Below are 17,500 nucleotides of genomic sequence, written 5' to 3' on the forward strand. Positions count from 1 at the left end.
GTCTGTTGTGAGGCCCTCCCGCACGCGCCACTGGGTGATAGGTGATGTGCACGGATGCCACCACTCGTTGCTGGATCTTCTGGCCGTGCTTCCCAGCGGGGATCACCTTGTTTTTCTCGGTGATGTGATCAGTCGTGGGGCAGCCATCGTGGCCACGATGGACCTGGTTTGGGAACTGGTGACGCAACGCCGTGCGACCTGGTTGCGAGGCAATCACGAACAGAGCCTCATCGATGCGTTGCAGTCGTCCAATCAGGACGAGTCACAACACCACCTCATGCTCGACACCTACGAGCAGCTGGGTGTGGAGCGCGCCGAACAGTGGCTGCATCGTCTTTTGCAACTTCCGTCCGTTTATCGGGCTGACGGTTGGAGCGCCACCCATGCGGGTTTCAACAGCAGCGGCGAGCCCGATCTTTCGATTCGCGATCCCTTCTGGGAGTCCTATGACGGCCGTTTCGGATTGGTGGTGGTCGGCCACACGCCGCGGCCGCAGGTTGAGCGTTACGGCCACATCGTGTTGATCGACACCGGCGCTGTTTACGGCGGATTGCTGTCGGCTTATTGCCCGGAGACCGATGCCGTGGTTCAGGTCCCTGGTGCTTCCTGCTCCACGTCGTTTCCCCGCCCTCAGGATGAGGGGCGGATTCCGGCCGTCCTGGCTGGAGAACCAAGCACTTGCTGACGCTCTACCGGAGCAACCGAGCCGAATTTCTGGCCACGCTGCTGGCCCGTCAGCTGCTCGAGGATCGCCCGGGTCCCTTCGAAACGGTGGAGGTGTTGGTCAACACCTGGCCAACCAGTCGTTGGTTGGGGGAGCAGTTGGCTGTCGCCAACGGCATCAGTTCGCTGGTGCGGTTCCCCTTCCCCGGCAGCCGTCTCCGCCAGCTGGTGCGACAACTGCTGGATCTCCCCGATCGTGAGGAGGACCCGTGGCGGGCCACCACCTTGGTGTGGACCGTGCTGGAGCTGCTACCCAGGCTGTTGGAGCAGCCCGCAGCGGCTCCGCTGAGGGATTGGCTGCAGCAGCGCAGTGGTGATGGGTCTGGATTGACCCGTGACCGTTGGCAGCTGGCTCGGGCGATCGCCGATGTCTTCGATGATTACGCCCTTTACCGGCCGGAGACCCTGCAGCGCTGGGTCGAGGGCAACGACGCTGACGCTGCTGACGATGATTGGCAGCCCTTGCTGGCGCGCCAGCTGGCGAAGGCTTTGGCGCGTCAGCCCTTTGGCTGGCAGGTGCAGGCCGCTGTCGAGCGTCTTCAGAACGGCATGGTGGATCCCGCCGTGCTGCCGCCGGTGCTGCGCCTGTTTGGGATCAGTGCCCTGGCCCCCGTGCAGGTGCGCTTGATCCAGGCCCTCTCCGGCAGCGTTGATGTGCAGGTGTATCTGCTGACGCCCTGCCGCGATCTTTGGCAGCGTTGCGGCAGCCGCCGCCAGCAGCTCGGCGATGCCTGGACTGTCCCTCCAGATGGCCTTTGGCTGCAGCAGGCACCTCGCTTGGAAGCGACGCTCGGCCGCATGGGGGCTGAATTTCAGCAGCTTCTTGAAGGCAGTGGCGAGAGCCAGTTGGGAGAGCTGCGGGAGGGAGATCTGTTTGCCGATCCCGTCGCCATGGCGCAATCGGCGGGCCGCTCGGCCTCGTTGCTGGAGCAGCTGCAGCAGCAGTTGGTGGAACCGGATCTTGCCGAGGCTTTGCAGCGATCTGCCGCCGACGATTCCTTGCTGTTTCAGGCGGCTCCGGGCCCCTGGCGTGAGGTGCAGCTGGTGCGCGATCGCGTCCTGCAGTGGTTGGCGGCTGATCCGACCCTCGAACCACGGGACGTGCTGGTGATGACCCCCCAGATCGATCGTTATGCCCCCCTGCTCAGTTCGGTGTTCAACGACCGCGATGCCATCGGCGTTGAGCTGCCCTGGCGCCTCACCGACCGCAGCCAGCAAAGCAGTCCTGGCCTGACGATGGCGATGCTGGAGCTGCTCGAGTTGGCCGGCGGCCGCTTCACCGCCAGCGGCCTTGAGCGCTTGCTGGCCAATCCAGCCCTGCAACGCCAGCAGGATCTCGACGGCGAGGAGGCCAGTGCGCTGACGCGGGTTCTGCAGCAGACGGGATTCCGCTGGGGGTTGGATGCCAGGGAGCGGAACGGCGATGAAACCCACAGCCTGCGCTGGTGTTTGGATCGCTGGTTGCTGGGACTGGTTCTGCCCCAACGCGATGGGCTGGTTGCCAGCGGTGCGGCGCCGTTTCAACAGGATCTAGCTCCGCAACGGCTGGTGCGTTGGTGGACCGTGCTGGATCGCCTGCTGCGCTGGATGCAGCGGCTGCGTCAAGCACGACCCTGCGCCGCCTGGACCGACCTGTTGCGCCAGCTGCTGGAGGATCTGTTCGGCGATGGTGGTGACTGGAGCTGGGAACATCAGTGCTGGTGTGTTGCCTTGGCGGAATGGCAGCAGCGGGCGGGCGACTTCGCTGAGGATCTGGAGGTCAGCGTGGCTGTTGAGGTGCTGATGGAAGCCCTCTCCGTCGACAGCGGACGCTTCGGCCATCGCAGCGGTTCACTCACCGTGAGTGCGTTGGAGCCGATGCGGGCGATCCCCCACAGGGTGATCGTGCTGATGGGGCTGGATGGCCATGCATTCCCGCGGGCTGATCAACGGCCTGGCTTTCATTTGCTGGAGCAGCGCCGCTGGTTGGGCGATCCCCGGGGTGCCGATCAGGACCGTTATGTGCTGCTGGAAGCCTTGATATCGGCGCGGGACCATCTGCTGATCAGCTGGTGCGGCCGCAATGAACACAATGGTGAGCCGCGTCCTCCCGCCGCTCCGGTGGAGCATTGGCTCCAGGATCTGACGCGCCAGCTGGGTGATGAGGCGAGCCAGGGGCTTTGCCTTCAGCCCGATCCCAACCCGCTGGACCGCAGCAATTTCCAGATCTGCGATCACGGCTCACCGCTCAGCTGTGATCGCCGTCATCTGGAGGCTCGCCGCCGGATTGATCGGCAGCAGCCAGCATCCGCCTCGGGCCTGGCCCTGCCCTTGGAATGGCAGCCACCAGAGGCCACTGATGAGCCAACGCCTCTGTCCGATGAAGCACTGCTGCAGTGGTTGGTGGATCCCCAGGCCAGCTGGCTGCGTCAACTGGGTTTGCACACGAGCGAGCGCGCTGATGCCGTGGCAGATCTGGAGGCCTTAGAGCTCAGCGCTCTGCAGCAGTTTCAGCTGCTGAACCAGGATCTTGAGGAGCACCTGCTGGCTGGCATGGGGCCGGACTGGCCGATGGTCCTGGCGGGTCAGGGTGTCTTGCCAGCTGGGTCAGGAGCCGCCCTGGAGGTGGCTGTCCTGCGTCAGCGTCTTGACGCGTTCTTGACGATCCTGGCTCGCTTTGGGCCGATTCGACGGGACGGCAGCCTGCTATTCGCAGGCCCAATCCAGGTGGTGGTGCAACCCGGCCGGTTTCGTGCTCGCCCTTTGATGACGGCCTGGTTGCAGCACTTGCAACGATCCGCCGAGGGGGCTGGTTTGGATGGGTCTCATTTTGCGGGGACTGCAGTCATCACCCGGGCGGATCGGGGGGATGGCGCCACTGTTCAGGTGCAGTGGGATCGCTTGGATCCCGAACCAGCGGCGGCTGAGCTAGATGCCTTGCGGCGGCTGGCGCAGCAGGGGCAGCACCGTTGTTGGCCTGTACCGCCAGTGAGTGGCTGGTTGCTGATGGCCAAGGAACACAGGAAGGCTGGCAGTGGCGTGAAGGCCTTCCGTGAGAGCTGGCACAGGGAGCGGGAAACGCCGACGCAACAGCTCTGTTTTGGCTTGGAGCTCGAGGCAGAGGTGCTGCTGGATTCTCCTGGCTTCCAGCAGGCCTGCAAGGCCCTTTACCAGCCGATGCTGACGGCGCTGACGTCGTGAGACGCAGGACGCGTCTCAATTGCTCCAACCTCACGCTTGCGATCAGCGAGGAACTGCCGAGTTGAGTTCCTCGAACAACTCGCGAACGTTGGCGTCGAGCTGACTGATCGGGTCTCCCCCCTCCTCTTCGCCGAGATCCTTCACAGCCCAGAAGCGGATCCTGTCTTCCCAGGCTGGATAGCGCTCGCGCACCATCGGTCGGTGGGCCGCGGCATCGACGGCCACCACCACGTCGGCAGCGCTGAGATCGGCGTCCTCCACTTGACGTGGCATCGCGAGCTGGTTGAGGTCGATGACGATGTCCCGTTCGCGAACGGCTGTAATAGCTTCTGCGGCCATCGGCCCCACATTGCCGCTGTCGGCCGTTACCTTCAAACCGGCGGATGCCACCTCAAGTCTGCCGTCCGCCTGGTCTTCGCTGATGAGGTGCTGGAACAGCGCTTCCGAGAAGCGGCTGCGGAAGTAGTTGCCAGTGCAGAGGAACAGGACGCGCGTCACGGAAGCCCCTCAGCCCCCCGAGCTGTGCACAAGTGCGTAGACGAACAGAGCAACGATCGCTGCTCCAAAAAAGCCAATGGAGGTGAGTTGGCGAGCCATACGACAAAGCCTCAACTGTCATGTTGTGACTCAGCTGAATTTTCCTGTCAATCGCCGCCGGCCTGTGGTGAGGAAATCGCGGTTTTTTTGGGGTTGGCTGATAGCTCCTCGTTGCCATCAATGGAGCAAAACTTAAAACTCATGATGTAAATCAATGTGTGCGCTGCTGAATTTTCTTTGCTCAGGGAAATAATTGTTGTCAATGCGTTTACCTTCCTGTCTCTGACGTCCTTTTTGGTTGTTTGAAGACTCTTTTTTGAGGCTCCATCAACCCTGAATTGATGTCGAGTGTTCCGCTGATTTGTTTCCATGACTGTTCAGGCATCACCCAAGCGGGCCTTTGGTGGCGAAACCAAAACAGCTGTTGTCAGCTTTTCAGCGCTTGGCGAACGCACGGCATCGGCGGCGCTGACAAACCGCGATTTCCAGCGCCAGATCTCGCAGTCGATCCACCATCCCGTCGGCCCGCGCGATCACGCCACATGGCCCCATGTCGTCACGTTCGAGCGGTTGGCTCCGATTGATTCCGAGGCGCTTGATCTGGCGATTCATACCGCCTACCGCCATGTGTTCGGCAACTGCTACGTGATGGCTCAGGACCGTGCCGTGGAGCTCGAGGCCCAGCTCAAGGATGGTCGCCTTTGCATGCGCGACTTTGTTCGTGGTTTGGCTCAAACCGAGTTTTACCGCGCCCGTTTCTTCGCATCGGTGTCGCCCCATCGCGGCATCGAATTGAGCTTCAAGCATCTGCTCGGTCGTTCCCCCTTGAGCCAGCAGGAGGTGGCTGCTTGCTTGGCGCTGCAGGCGCAGGCGGGTTACGACGCCCTTGTGGATCACCTGGTGGATTCCCCGGAGTACTGCGAGGTGTTTGGCGATCACACCGTTCCCTACACGCGGGGATTCAGCTCCGCTGCGGGAATGCCGATGATGAATTTCGTGCGGACCGCTGCCCTGGAGAGCAGCTTCGTGAGCAGCGACCGCGTCGTTGGAGCGTCCAGCGTGTTGCTGGACAACCTTGCGGCGGGCCAGCCGATGGTGATTCGCAGGCCCGCCTCCAGCCGCTTCAGGGCGATGGCCTCGAGCTGGGCGGCTGGCAAGCCCCCCGCCAATGCCGAGAAGCTCTGGCGCGGTCTGGCCCTCGTGGGGGCGGTTCATCTCGCCGGAATGTTAGTGAATGTGTCGGCCCAGATCCTGGGCATCCATGCCCTCGATCGCCTGCCCGCGATGTTCCTGGGTCTCTGACGCCAGGCTGGTCAGAATCGGGCCATCGCCCTCCGGCATGGCCCAGCGCTTCGATGCCAACACCTATCCGCTGGACGAAGGCGTCCGCCTGCTGGAGGCCAGTGCCGGCACCGGCAAGACCTTCGCTCTTGCCCATCTCAGCCTGCGGCTGATCACAGAAGCGGCGATGCCGCTGGACAGCCTGCTGGTGGTGACCTTCACCGATGCGGCAGCGGCGGAGTTGCAATCCAGGATCGGTAGGCGCTTGCAGGAGGCCTTGTTGGGGCTCGAAGCGCTCGAGAGGGATGAACCCTTGCCCGACGCCGATCAGGTGCTGACGGATTGGTGGCAACAAACCCCGGATGCCAGTGCACGCCGCGACTGGATCAGTCGTTTGCTGCTTGCTCTCGAGCAGCTGGATGCGGCGGATATCACCACGATCCATGGCTTCTGTCGACGCAGCCTGCGGCGCCAGGCGATCAGCAGTGGCGCGGCGATGCAATTGCAACTGGAAACCGATTCCACCGCGTTGGTGAAGGAGGTGGTGCAGGAGATCTGGCAACAGCAATTGCTGTTGCTCCCCCTGGGCCAGCTGCAGGGGTTGGATCAGGCAGGGTTGTCATTTGAAGCCGTTTGCGTTGCTTTGGCCCGGCTCGATGGTGATCCCCAGGCCCGTCTGCTCGTCGACTCCGACGACCTGAATCCCGACCTGCCGCTCGTGGATCAGCTGACGCACTCGATCCAAACCAGCTGGCAGTGCTTTCAACAGTTGTGGAGCCGCGATGGCGAAGCCCTTGAACAGACTTTTCGTGCGGCGGCGGCCCAGTGGAAGGCCCTTAAGTTCAAAACCACGCCTTACAGCGCCTCCCCCAAAAGTGATCGCGTCGGCCAGGTGGATCGTTGGATCGCCGAGCAACAAGCCAGTCCAGACAACACCAGTCCCGATCTGGCCTCGATCCGCAGCCTGAAGAACCCCCTCTACGACTACTTTCATCCCGGCATCTGGTGCCGAACGGCGCGTCAATGCGGTGAACAGGAGCCATCGTTGGCCGCCGCTGCGTTGCAACAGGCGATCGCTGATCTCTGGGATGGACCGATCGAGCGGGTGTGGCGCTACGCCCTGCGTCGGGGTATGCAGGTTCTGGCGGAACGGCGGCGCCGCAGCGGGGTGATCAGCTTCGCTGGCCTGCTGGCGGTGATGGATCCAGGGGACGGGCCGGCTGCCTGGCTGGAGCCGCTGCGCCAGCGCTACCGAGCCGTGATGGTGGATGAATTTCAGGACACCGACCCCACCCAGTGGCGTCTGCTGCAGCGGGCCTTCGCGGATCGTGGCCGCCTGCTGCTGTTGGTGGGTGATCCCAAGCAAGCGATCTACCGCTTCCGCGGCGGCGATCTGGATACTTACCGCCAAGCCAGAGCTCAGGTGGATCGGATCGACGATCTGCTCGACAACTTCCGCACCACGGAGCCGTTGATGGCGGGGCTCAATGCCTTGATGCAGCCGGGACTGCCGAGCTCGGGGTTGAAGGTGCCGGCGGTGCGCCCCTGCAGCAGCCGGACACCGGCAACGCTGCCCGACGGCGACTGGCCTCTGAAGCTGCTGGTTGATCAGCAGGAATCGCCTACTAGCCAAACAGCCCCCAGCCGCACCGCCGTTGAGGAGACGTTGCCTCCCCGGCTGGCGGAGCTGGTGATTCAGCTGTTGAGCGATCAGCCGGACCTGACCCCCTCCCAGCTCTGCATCTTGGTGACGCGCCACGACCAGGCGTCGGATCTTCGCCATGCCCTGGCCGAGCGAGGCGTTCCGACCCGGCTAGTGGCGCAGGGTGATGTGTTCGAGAGCGAAGCGGCGGGGGTGCTGCAGCGGCTGATGGATGCGCTGGCGGCACCGGGGGACGACCGTTGTCTGAGGTTGTTAGCGGCCTCGCCACTGCTCGGTTGGCGCCCGGAACAGCTGCGGCAGTCCAGCGACGACGCCCAGCTCGATCAGCTGGCCCAGCGCCTGCGTCTCTGGGCTGATCAGCTGTCCCGCTTAGGGCTGATGGGGTGTCTGGCGGAGTTGCTCGAGGTTGAGCGGATGGCTGATCTCTCGCAACGGGGACGGCTTCTGGCGGACCTCCAGCAGGCGGCACGGCTGGTGCAGGAAGAGATGCACCGGCAGGGGTTGGACATCGCCAGTGCGGCGACATGGTTCCGTCGGCAGCGGCTGCATCCTCCGGTACCCGTCCCGGAAGCCCGCGAGCCCCATAGCGACTTGGCTGAAAGCGCCGTCGCTGTGGTGACGGTCCATCGCAGCAAAGGCCTGGAATTCCCCGTTGTGATCTGCCCTTACCTCTGGAGGGGTGCCAAAGAGGCGCGTTACGTCTCAGGTCCTCTCTGGAAGGACCGTGCCGATGGCGGCTGGCGGATCGCCTTGAGCCGCGATTGGGGCGCCGGCTTTGCCGTATGGCAGCACAGCCATGCCGAGGAGGTGGCGGAGGCCGAACGGCTGGCCTACGTCGCTATGACGCGGGCTCGGTCGCAGTTGTTGCTGGTGTGGGCGCGCTGCAGTGGCCAGCAGACGGTGTTGCAGGACTGGTTGTTTGAGGGGTATCCCGAGCAAGGGGTGATGCGGCAGCTGCCGCTCACGGTGCAACCACTGCCGGACGAGCCTGGCTTCAAGCGTTGGCGTCCACCGTCGCCGCAGGAGAAACTCGGCCTTGGAGCCGCACCGGCCTGGATCGATCGCCGCTGGGGACGGTCGAGTTATTCCGCTTGGATTGCCTCGCCAGCTGCGGATGCCGTGATCGAGCAGGGTCGGGATCAGGATCCGGCGCCGGAGGACGCGATCGAATCGGGTCTTGATCGCTGGCCTGAGCGGGGCCCGTTGGCGGACTTCCCACGCGGTGCCGCTGCCGGTGATTGTCTGCATCGGATCCTGGAACAACTGCCGTTTCAACCGTCGCCGCCTGCAGCGGAGTTGATCGAGGCAGAGCTGATCGAGGCTGAACTGCAACGGGCCGGCCTTGATCCGGGCTGGAGCACGGCGGTGCAGCAAGGACTCGATCAGGTGCTCAGCACCCCCCTGGGCGGACCTTTGGGCGACCTCAGCCTGCAGGCCCTCTCCCCCGATCGGCGCCTGCATGAGCTCAGTTTTGATCTTCCGGTTCATCAGGCCCGCACGCTGGATCTGGTGGAGGCCTTCCGTCGTGATCCTGAGGCCCGCTTCGGCAGCGATTACATCCCTCAGCTGCAGACCCTGCAGGTGAACAGTCGCGGCTTCCTCACGGGCTCGATCGACCTGGTGTTCAGCGATGCCGCCGATCCGCAGCAGGCACGCTGGTGGGTGGCCGACTGGAAGAGCAATTGGATCGGCGAGAGAGCACTGGATGGCGAGGTTTGCCGATGCGGTCCCCGCCACTACCACGACGCTGCGATGCAGGCGCAGATGCTTGATCATCACTACCCGCTGCAGGCGCATCTCTACCTGGTGGCCTTGCATCGCCACCTGCGTTGGCGGCTGCCTGGCTATGCACCGGAGCGTCATCTCGGCGGCTACGTCTATGTGTTCCTGCGAGGGATGCCTGGTGCCGAAGGGTTCGAGCAGGGAGCACCGGGTCCGGGCCGCATTGTTGAACCGGCCCCCCTGCAACGGGTGCTCGCACTCGATCGCATGCTTCAGGAGGTTGAGGCATGAGCAACAGCTGGCCTGCAGCTTTCGCAGGAGCCGTGCATGCCGCCCTGCTGCGGCGTTTACCGCCTGATGCTGAACCGGCGGAGCTGGAAAAGCTCAGCCATGAGCTGATCGAGGCCCTCGAGCGCGGCGAGCTGGATCTGCCGCTCACGCCGGAACGGCAGACAGCGGCCCGCCTCAGCGGTTGGCTCGATGGCGAAGCGTCCCCCTTGCTGCTGCAGGGGCAACGCATCGGTTGGCGGCGCTGGCTGGAAGCGATGCAGGACGTGGTGGAGCAGCTCCTGACCAGAACCTCACCGGTGTTGCCGCCTGCTGCGCCGGTGATCGCCTCTCCCTCGACGCTCAACGCCGAACAGCTGGCCGCTGTGATGGCATTGGATCAGGCGCCTGTGGTTCTGCTCAGCGGTGGACCGGGGACGGGCAAGACCAGCACGGTGGTTGAGCTGTTGCAGCGTGCTACGGCTCGTCATCCCAAGCTGCGCATCGGTTTGGCAGCGCCCACCGGCAAGGCGGCAAGGCGTCTGGGAGATGCGGTGCGGCCACACTTACAAGAAGTGCCCTGTTTCACTCTGCATCGCTGGTTGGAGGCCTCCGTGAATGGTTTCCGTCGCCATCGCAAGCGCCCGCTGGAGCTGGATCTGCTGGTGATCGATGAGATGTCGATGGTGGATCTGGCCTTGATGACGGCGTTGCTGGAGGCCCTGCCCGCCTCCTGCCGGCTGGTGCTGGTCGGTGATCCGGCTCAGTTGCCGCCGATCGGTAGTGGTGCCGTCTGGCATCGCCTGCAGGATCCGGCCATCCGCTCAGAGTTCGGATCGGCCGCCATTCATTTGCAGCGCACATATCGCAACCGCGGCGCCCTGGCGGCCCTGGCGACGGCGCTTCGAGACGGTGGTCTGCCGGTGTTTCGTGAGCAGCTGGATCGTTTGCCAGGCGAGGCCAACGTCACCGTGGTGCAGGCCAGCCTGCAGCGGTTGCCGCCACTGGTGCGTGAGCGCTGGCAGACCCGCCACCGGGGGCTGGCCGCATTGGCCGAGGGGCTGGTTGATCTGCCGGAGGAGGAGCTGCAGCAAGCCGCTGAACCTCTTTTGCAGGAGCTGGAGAGGGAGCTGTTGCTCTGTCCGCGCCGCAGAGGTCCCTGGAGCCTCAACGACGTGCATCGATCCTTGCTGGGAGCCGCCGGATGGAGAGATCCGATGGTCTGGAGCGAGGGCGTGCCGGTGATCAGCGGTGGTAATCAGCCTGAGCTGGGGCTGGCCAATGGTGATCTCGGAGTGAAGCTGGGATCTGGCGAGCAGGGGCGTGTGCTGTTCCGTGTGATCGGTTCAGATGGTCAGCAGCAGGTGCGGCGGCTGCATCCGGCCCGTTTGAAGGCGTTGGAACCGGCCCTGGCGCTCACGATCCACCGCGCTCAGGGCAGTGAGGCCGACTCCGTGAGTGTGTTGTGGCCCCAGGCGGAGGCACAGGACAGTGCCTACGACAGCTGTTTGCTCTACACCGCCATCACCCGGGCCCGTGGCAGCCTAGATCTGATCTTGTCCCGGCCGACCTGATGCGGGTGGAGCGTCCCTGGGGTTGGTATGAAGACCTTCTGGAAGCTCCCGGCTACAAGGTGAAACGCCTGATGGTGCGCCGTGGCTGTCAGTTCTCCTTGCAGCGGCACCATCACCGCAGCGAAAGCTGGACTGTTGTCTCCGGTGATGGCGGCCTGTTCTGCGACAACCGTTGGCATGACGCCAATCCCGGTTTGATGCTCTCGATTCCGTGTGGTGCGGTGCATCGCGCCCGGGGTGGTCAGCAGGATCTGTTGATTCTTGAGGTCCAGCACGGCAGCTTGCTGAGTGAGGACGACATCGAGCGCCTGCAGGATGATTACGGGAGAGTGATAAGTTAGGGATCAACCTTTGAAGCGTAGGCAACACAACCAGGAAGCGATCTGTGATCGCAGGGAGGTTGTGAGCCTGATTTCAAGGATTAATCAGGCCAGGGCCTACCACCATGACTGCACAGAACCCTCACGGGCAGAACTCGTGCGCCGTTGATCTGTCCGATACGGCGCTGCCTGAGGAGACAGCGAACGATTCTCTTACCAAAGTGGATGAATCCACTGACAGCGAACCGGCATCAACTGCTGAAGCAGTTCCATCCGGATTTGACGGTTTTGGATTCAGTCAGGCCCTGCTCGACACCCTGTCTGCCAAGGGATATAGCGAACCGTCCCCGATCCAGAGGGCTACTTTCCCCGAGCTGATGCTGGGTCGCGATCTGGTCGGCCAGGCCCAGACCGGAACCGGCAAAACAGCGGCGTTTGCCCTGCCGCTGCTCGAGCGTCTTGAGCAGGGTTCAAAGGGCCCTCAGGCCCTGGTGTTGGCTCCAACCCGTGAGCTGGCGATGCAGGTGGCCGACTCCTTCAAGGCCTATGCCGCCGGCCATCCCCACCTCAAGGTTCTCGCTGTTTACGGCGGTTCCGATTTCCGCTCCCAGATCCAGGCCCTGCGCCGTGGTGTTGATGTGGTGGTGGGGACGCCCGGCCGGGTGATGGACCACATGCGTCAGGGAACGCTGGACACCAGCGGCCTTCGCACTCTCGTGCTCGATGAAGCCGACGAGATGCTGCGGATGGGATTCATCGATGACGTCGAGTGGATTCTTGAGCAGCTGCCCGAGGAGCGGCAGGTGGTGCTGTTCTCAGCGACGATGCCGCCCGAAATCCGGCGCCTCTCCAAGCGTTACCTCAAGGACCCTGCTGAGGTGACGATCCGCACCAAGGATCAGGAGGGCAAACGGATCAGGCAGCGCTCGATCACGGTGCCGATGAGCCACAAGCTGGAAAGTTTGCGCCGCGTGCTCGATGCCTGCGGCAGCGAAGGTGTGATCATCTTTGCCCGCACCAAGGCGATCACCCTCACGGTGGCCGAGGCTCTTGAGGTGGCCGGCCATCAGGTGGCGGTGCTCAATGGTGATGTACCCCAATCGCAGCGCGAGCGAACGGTGGAACGCCTGCGCAATGGAACGGTCGACATCCTTGTTGCCACGGACGTGGCTGCCCGTGGACTGGATGTGGATCGCATCGGAATGGTGATCAACTACGACATGCCGTTCGACAGCGAGGCCTACGTGCATCGCATCGGCCGGACAGGCCGTGCCGGCCGGACCGGTGAGGCGGTGCTGTTCGTCACACCGCGGGAACGACGCTTCATCAGCAATCTCGAGCGGGCCACCGGCCAGCCGATCGAGCCGATGGAGATCCCGGGGAACTCGGCGATCAACCAGGGCCGCCTGGATCGCTTGCGTTTGCGTCTCAGCGAATCGGCCCGCAATGGCCGCCCCAGTGAAGAGGAAACCGCACTGTTGAAGGAGCTGATCCAGCGCCTCGGCACCGAGCTGGAGATGACGCCCGATCAGCTGGCTCTGGCAGCCCTCGGGTTGGCCATCGGCAAGGCGCCGTTGCTCTGCCAAGGCGATGAGGAGTGGATTCAGCAGGCCATGTCCGGAGGTCTGCGCCGGCGGGAACGTGGGGAGCGCGGCGAGCGTGGGGATCGCGACCGGCGGCGTTCGGATCGGCCCAGTCGGCCGCCCGAGGACAACATGCAGCGCTACCGGGTTGAGGTCGGCCACCGTGATCGGGTAAAGCCCGGCAATCTGGTTGGAGCGATCGCTGGAGAAACCGGCCTGCAGGGTCGAAGTATCGGTCGCATCCAAATTTTCGACAATCACAGCCTTGTCGATTTACCGAAAGGAATGCCTGAGGATGTCTTCAACAACCTGCGGCGTCTGCGTGTGATGAACCGTGAGCTGCAGATTAGTCAGGCCAATTAATGCGTCTCCTTTTGCCGATGTTGCTTGTGTTGGTGATTCCACCAACCCAGGCGGCAGGAGACAACAAGCTGATTCGCACGATGTGCATGGCTGCCTTTGATTCCGCCATGGCTGATGCCGGCATGACGCCGCCTCAGGGCATGGGTGATTTCACGTGCCGTTGCTTCATCAAGCAGGTGGAACAGGGATCCGGGCTTGATTCAGCCCAACAGACCTGCAAACAGGCCGCGGTGAAGAAGTACCCCATCTGATGAACCAGGTCAGCTGTTGCTGACCTGGTTCGTGAGCGAGTGCTCGGCGCAGGCCATGCATTCAATACTTCGGATCAGTTCTAGTTGCACTTCGGGAATGCTTTGCTGCACCAGTGTGTTCAGCAGGGTGAAGCGATCTGCGGCGATCAGGTCGCCGTCTTTTGCCCAGTGCAGAGCCTGCAGATGGAGCGAATTCAAAGGAACCTCTCGCGTCAGAATTTCCTGACAATGAGGGGGACTTTGCGAAATCTGTCCGGTCCTTCGGTTTCCCTTCGGATTTTTGTGATGAAACGTGGGTTTGCCCTGTAACGTCGGTGTGTTCAGGTCTGGCCTAGAGACCTATTCCGAACAGTTCGGAACCGACTCACCCGACTGAGCACATCCAAAGCTCCACGTTCATGACCATCTACATCGGCAATCTCTCGTTCCAGGCGGAACAGGAGCACCTGTTCGATCTGTTCAGCGAGTACGGCGAGGTCAAGAACTGCAGCCTGCCTCTCGACCGAGAAACCGGCCGCAAGCGCGGCTTTGCCTTTGTGGAGATGGTGAACGACGAGGAGGAACAAAAGGCGATCGACGATCTCCAGGATGTGGAGTGGATGGGTCGGATGATTCGCGTCAGCAAGGCAACCCCCCGCGAACGGTCCGGTGGACCGCGCGGTGGTGGCGGTGGCGGCGGCTATCGCAACTGATCTGAGCTCAGGCGTCGCTCTCCTGAAGCTCCAACTGAATTTCTCGGCCCCACAGGCGCCTCAGGATGTTGCGGCTGTGGTTGACCGGTGCTCCAATCACGTCGAGTTCCTCCCGGAATCGCGGCAGCGCAGTCCTGAGCCCGCGGCGTTTCTGCCGAGCCAGGTAACGGTGAAAGCGGTTGAACGACCTTGAACGGCTCATTGCACCTCCTTTCGGTTGTGTTGTTGTTCTACTGCTGCTGGTGCGGCTGAAACAGTGATGACATCAAGCTTCAGCAACCCTTCAGAAAGGCCGCCCCTGCGGCGTCTGCTGGTGCATCTCGCTCCACAGCGTCGGCTGGTGGCCGCGGCCGTCGGCTGCTCGTTGCTGAACAAGCTTTTTGATCTCGCCCCGCCGCTGCTGATCGGCCTCGCTGTCGATGTGGTGGTGCGCAAACGGGATTCCCTGTTGGCGGCATTTGGGATCTCAAGCCCGTTCCATCAGCTCTGGTTGCTGGCTCTGCTCACCTTTCTGATCTGGGCAGCGGAATCGCTGTTCGAATATCTCTACGACGTGCTCTGGCGCAACCTGGCGCAGACCACCCAGCACCGCCTGCGCCTTGAGGCTTACGACCATCTGCAGCAGCTCGAGCTGGCGTTCTTTGAGCAGGACAGCAGCGGCCGCCTGATGGCGGTGCTGAATGACGACATCAATCAGCTTGAGCGTTTTCTCGATCGGGGCGCCAATCAGATCCTGCAGCTGATCACAACGGTTCTGGTGGTTGGCATCGGCATGGCTGTGGTGGCGCCTGAGGTGGCGTTGTTCGCGTATCTGCCGATCCCCGTCATCCTCTGGGGATCGCTGCGGTTTCAGAATCGCCTCGCCCCCCGCTACCGCGAGGTGCGTGCCCGGGCTGGCGATCTGGCGTCCCGGCTGGCCAACAACCTCGGCGGCATGCTCACGATCAAGAGCTTCACCGCCGAAGCCTTGGAACTGGACAGGCTCACGGGGGAAAGCCAGGCCTATCTGGAGAGCAATGCCCGGGCGATCCAGCTTTCGGCGGCATTCATCCCTCTGATTCGTTTCGCGATCCTGTTCGCTTTCATGGCGATCCTCCTGATCGGTGGTTTTCGAACCCTCTCCGGTCAGCTGGAGGTGAGTACTTACAGCGTGCTGGTGTTCATCACCCAGCGTCTGCTGTGGCCGCTCACGGCTCTCGGCCGAACACTGGATGAATATCAGCGTTCGATGGCGTCCACCCGGCGCGTGCTGGATCTGATCGATACACCGATCGGAATTAAGGGCGGCCCTCAATCCCTTGATCAGAGGATGGTTCGCGGTGAGCTGCGTTTTGAAGCGGTGGATTTCGCCTACGACGGTCGGCCACCCTTGCTGCAGGGCTTTGATCTGGTGATCCCGGCAGGCAGCACCATCGGCATCGTGGGGTCCACTGGATCCGGCAAAAGCACCGTGGTGAAGTTGCTGCTGCGCCTTTACGAGCGCGACGGCGGCAGGATTTTGCTGGATGACCGTCCAATCGAAGCGCTGCAGCTGCAGCAGCTGCGGCGGGCCATCGCTCTGGTGAGTCAGGACGTGTATCTCTTCCACGGCACGGTGGCTGAGAACATCGCCTACGGCAGCGATTCCATCGATCAACGTGCGATTGAACGAGCTGCCCAACTGGCGGAGGCGGCGGGGTTCATCGACGAGCTGCCCGACCGATACGACACCCTTGTGGGTGAGCGGGGCCAGCGACTCTCCGGCGGTCAGCGTCAGCGCATCGCCCTGGCCCGCGCCATCCTCAAAGATGCCCCGATCCTGGTGCTCGATGAGGCCACAGCAGCGGTGGATAACGACACGGAGGCGGCGATCCAGCGATCACTGGAGAGGATCACCCGCGATCGCACCACCCTGGTGATTGCCCATCGTTTGAGCACGGTGCGGCATGCCGATCGGATTGTGGTGATGGAGCGGGGCCGGATCGTGGAGCAGGGCCGCCACGACGAGCTGTTGGCCATCAACGGCATTTATACGAATCTCTGGCAGGTGCAGGCGGGCATGGCCCTGCTGGAAAATCGCTGATGGGACGAGTTTCCAAGCGATTCGATCGGATCGAGAAGCTGATCCTCAATGCCCAATTGCCTAAAGCAAGACGCTTGTTGCACCGTCTTTCAAGACGGATTTCTGATCGCTCCAACCAGCTCAATCGTTTTCGCACCTTGGCGGTAAGCCTCGGTGAAGAAAAAATGGCCTTGAAGGTTTCGCGTTTGCTTGTGAAACGTAGCCCCAATAATCACAAGCATTGGGTCCAGTTGATTGAGTTGTTGTTGCATCTTGGGAAGACCAAGGCGGCGCTTCGCCGTACGGAGAAAGCTTCCAATTCTATCGTCCTTCAAATCTTCAGCGAACTCAATCATCCAGCTCTTGATGCTCGATGGCCTTCGCTCAAGACCTCTGACACTCCCGCTGATTTTCAAACGCTGCTTGCTGTAATGCGGCGACATGATTTTCAGCAGGCAAGTGAGCTTTTAGAGGCAACACTTCAGACATTGCAGGCTGCAGGAAAAACTGGTCAACTGCAACGCTTGCAGAGATGGCGTGCACAGATCAAAGCGTCCTGCCATACCCAGGAGCTCGTCCGTACCTGGAGCACAAGCTTTGAATTACCCCCTGCAAACAATGCGCTCGTAGAGGTCCCTAGTCCGCCGATCGTTCAGTACTGGGCTCAGGGCCCATTGCCAAAAGAGCTTCATTACATTCAGCATCGCTGGAAAGCGCTTTTGAAGCCTCAGGGCATCATCGACTGGGTCTTGTTCGATCGCGACGCAGCTCTGGCCTGGATCGAAGCTGAAGCGCCGCAATTTCTTATTTCTTTTCACTCTGCTTTTCATTTTGCAGTCGAAGCAGACGTGTTTCGTGTGGCATACGCAAGTCGTATGCCTGTGATTTGGTTGGATGTTGATTTATTCCCTACCCCATCTGCTGGGCGTTTTCTGCGGCGAGCTCTAAATCGTGGTGTTACCTGTCTTTTTACTCGTCCCTTTGCGCCATTTCTCCTTAATGGTTTTTTCAGTAGTTCACCAAGTTGCCGTTTTGTGCAGATGTTGGCTGAGCAGTGCGCGGGGATTGATTTCTCGGTGCTTCCAAAGACAGGCCGCACGATCACCAGTACCTATGGCTGCGATCGCTTCAACAAGGTTTTGGCTGAGCTCTGCCGTCAGCCCCATCGTCAGGACCACATGGTGTTGCGAGGAGATAACTGGGGGATCCAGTTCGCCAACAGCAAAAGCTTTGCTCGTTCAAAACCGCCATTGGCCTATCGCAACAAAAGCCCCTGGCAGACCGCCTGCACGGATCGCTGAAA

At 62.2% G+C, this 17,500-nt stretch carries 15 protein-coding genes; 11 read left to right on the top strand and 4 right to left on the bottom strand.

The window, feature by feature from the left end; translation table 11 throughout:
- The first annotated feature begins 7 nt into the window (after window positions 1–7).
- On the top strand, window positions 8–685 hold the full coding sequence (locus tag SYN9616_RS15050) for a metallophosphoesterase (protein ID WP_037990621.1): 678 nt from the start codon (window positions 8–10) through the stop codon (window positions 683–685).
- Window positions 679–3,903, top strand: a complete 3,225-nt coding sequence (locus tag SYN9616_RS0102970; protein WP_028951796.1) for an exodeoxyribonuclease V subunit gamma — start codon at window positions 679–681, stop codon at window positions 3,901–3,903. Before SYN9616_RS15050 ends, SYN9616_RS0102970 begins: the two co-directional genes overlap by 7 nt.
- A gap of 42 nt (window positions 3,904–3,945) precedes the next feature.
- Here the strand turns inward: SYN9616_RS0102970 and SYN9616_RS0102975 are convergent, their stop codons facing one another.
- Both SYN9616_RS0102975 and SYN9616_RS0102980 read right to left on the bottom strand, forming a co-directional pair.
- Window positions 3,946–4,401, bottom strand: a complete 456-nt coding sequence (locus SYN9616_RS0102975) for a protein-tyrosine-phosphatase (protein WP_028951797.1) — start codon at window positions 4,399–4,401, stop codon at window positions 3,946–3,948.
- Between the two features lie 146 nt (window positions 4,402–4,547).
- Window positions 4,548–4,811 carry a hypothetical protein gene (locus SYN9616_RS0102980; RefSeq protein ID WP_028951798.1) on the bottom strand — a complete coding sequence of 88 codons (264 nt, stop codon included), beginning with the start codon at window positions 4,809–4,811 and terminating at the stop codon, window positions 4,548–4,550.
- On the opposite strand from SYN9616_RS0102980, the gene SYN9616_RS0102985 reads away from it, so the two are divergent.
- The 6 genes from SYN9616_RS0102985 to SYN9616_RS0103010 all read left to right on the top strand — a co-directional run bounded on the left by SYN9616_RS0102985 (window position 4,810) and on the right by SYN9616_RS0103010 (window position 13,464).
- The gene (locus SYN9616_RS0102985; protein WP_028951799.1) at window positions 4,810–5,742 is read left to right on the top strand and encodes a phycobilisome rod-core linker polypeptide; all 933 of its coding nucleotides are present in this window, start codon (window positions 4,810–4,812) and stop codon (window positions 5,740–5,742) included. The genes SYN9616_RS0102980 and SYN9616_RS0102985 overlap by 2 nt on opposite strands.
- A gap of 37 nt (window positions 5,743–5,779) precedes the next feature.
- Window positions 5,780–9,397: a UvrD-helicase domain-containing protein gene (locus SYN9616_RS0102990; RefSeq protein WP_028951800.1), complete on the top strand. Its 3,618-nt coding sequence runs from the start codon at window positions 5,780–5,782 to the stop codon at window positions 9,395–9,397.
- A complete protein-coding gene (locus SYN9616_RS0102995) occupies window positions 9,394–10,947 on the top strand; it encodes an ATP-dependent RecD-like DNA helicase (RefSeq protein WP_028951801.1) in 1,554 nt (517 codons plus the stop codon). Before SYN9616_RS0102990 ends, SYN9616_RS0102995 begins: the two co-directional genes overlap by 4 nt.
- Entirely contained in the window at window positions 10,947–11,288 is a 342-nt protein-coding gene (locus SYN9616_RS0103000; protein WP_028951802.1) for a phosphomannose isomerase type II C-terminal cupin domain, read from the top strand. The genes SYN9616_RS0102995 and SYN9616_RS0103000 overlap by 1 nt, the downstream gene beginning before the upstream one ends.
- A gap of 104 nt (window positions 11,289–11,392) precedes the next feature.
- Window positions 11,393–13,213: a DEAD/DEAH box helicase gene (locus tag SYN9616_RS0103005; protein ID WP_028951803.1), complete on the top strand. Its 1,821-nt coding sequence runs from the start codon at window positions 11,393–11,395 to the stop codon at window positions 13,211–13,213.
- Window positions 13,213–13,464: a hypothetical protein gene (locus SYN9616_RS0103010; protein ID WP_028951804.1), complete on the top strand. Its 252-nt coding sequence runs from the start codon at window positions 13,213–13,215 to the stop codon at window positions 13,462–13,464. The genes SYN9616_RS0103005 and SYN9616_RS0103010 overlap by 1 nt, the downstream gene beginning before the upstream one ends.
- A gap of 9 nt (window positions 13,465–13,473) precedes the next feature.
- Here the strand turns inward: SYN9616_RS0103010 and SYN9616_RS0103015 are convergent, their stop codons facing one another.
- On the bottom strand, window positions 13,474–13,662 hold the full coding sequence (locus tag SYN9616_RS0103015; RefSeq protein WP_028951805.1) for a hypothetical protein: 189 nt from the start codon (window positions 13,660–13,662) through the stop codon (window positions 13,474–13,476).
- A gap of 200 nt (window positions 13,663–13,862) precedes the next feature.
- On the opposite strand from SYN9616_RS0103015, the gene SYN9616_RS0103020 reads away from it, so the two are divergent.
- Window positions 13,863–14,156, top strand: coding sequence for an RNA-binding protein (locus SYN9616_RS0103020; RefSeq protein WP_028951806.1), 294 nt, complete (start codon window positions 13,863–13,865; stop codon window positions 14,154–14,156).
- A 7-nt stretch (window positions 14,157–14,163) separates the two neighbouring features.
- Here the strand turns inward: SYN9616_RS0103020 and SYN9616_RS0103025 are convergent, their stop codons facing one another.
- Window positions 14,164–14,358, bottom strand: a complete 195-nt coding sequence (locus SYN9616_RS0103025; protein WP_028951807.1) for a hypothetical protein — start codon at window positions 14,356–14,358, stop codon at window positions 14,164–14,166.
- 57 nt (window positions 14,359–14,415) lie between these two features.
- On the opposite strand from SYN9616_RS0103025, the gene SYN9616_RS0103030 reads away from it, so the two are divergent.
- Complete coding sequence (locus SYN9616_RS0103030; RefSeq protein ID WP_028951808.1) at window positions 14,416–16,218, top strand: ABC transporter ATP-binding protein; 1,803 nt, start codon at window positions 14,416–14,418, stop codon at window positions 16,216–16,218.
- On the top strand, window positions 16,218–17,498 hold the full coding sequence (locus SYN9616_RS0103035) for a hypothetical protein (protein ID WP_028951809.1): 1,281 nt from the start codon (window positions 16,218–16,220) through the stop codon (window positions 17,496–17,498). The genes SYN9616_RS0103030 and SYN9616_RS0103035 overlap by 1 nt, the downstream gene beginning before the upstream one ends.
- Window positions 17,499–17,500 lie beyond the last annotated feature (2 nt).

It is taken from the genome of Synechococcus sp. CC9616 (assembly GCF_000515235.1).
Taxonomy (GTDB): Bacteria; Cyanobacteriota; Cyanobacteriia; order PCC-6307; family Cyanobiaceae; genus Parasynechococcus.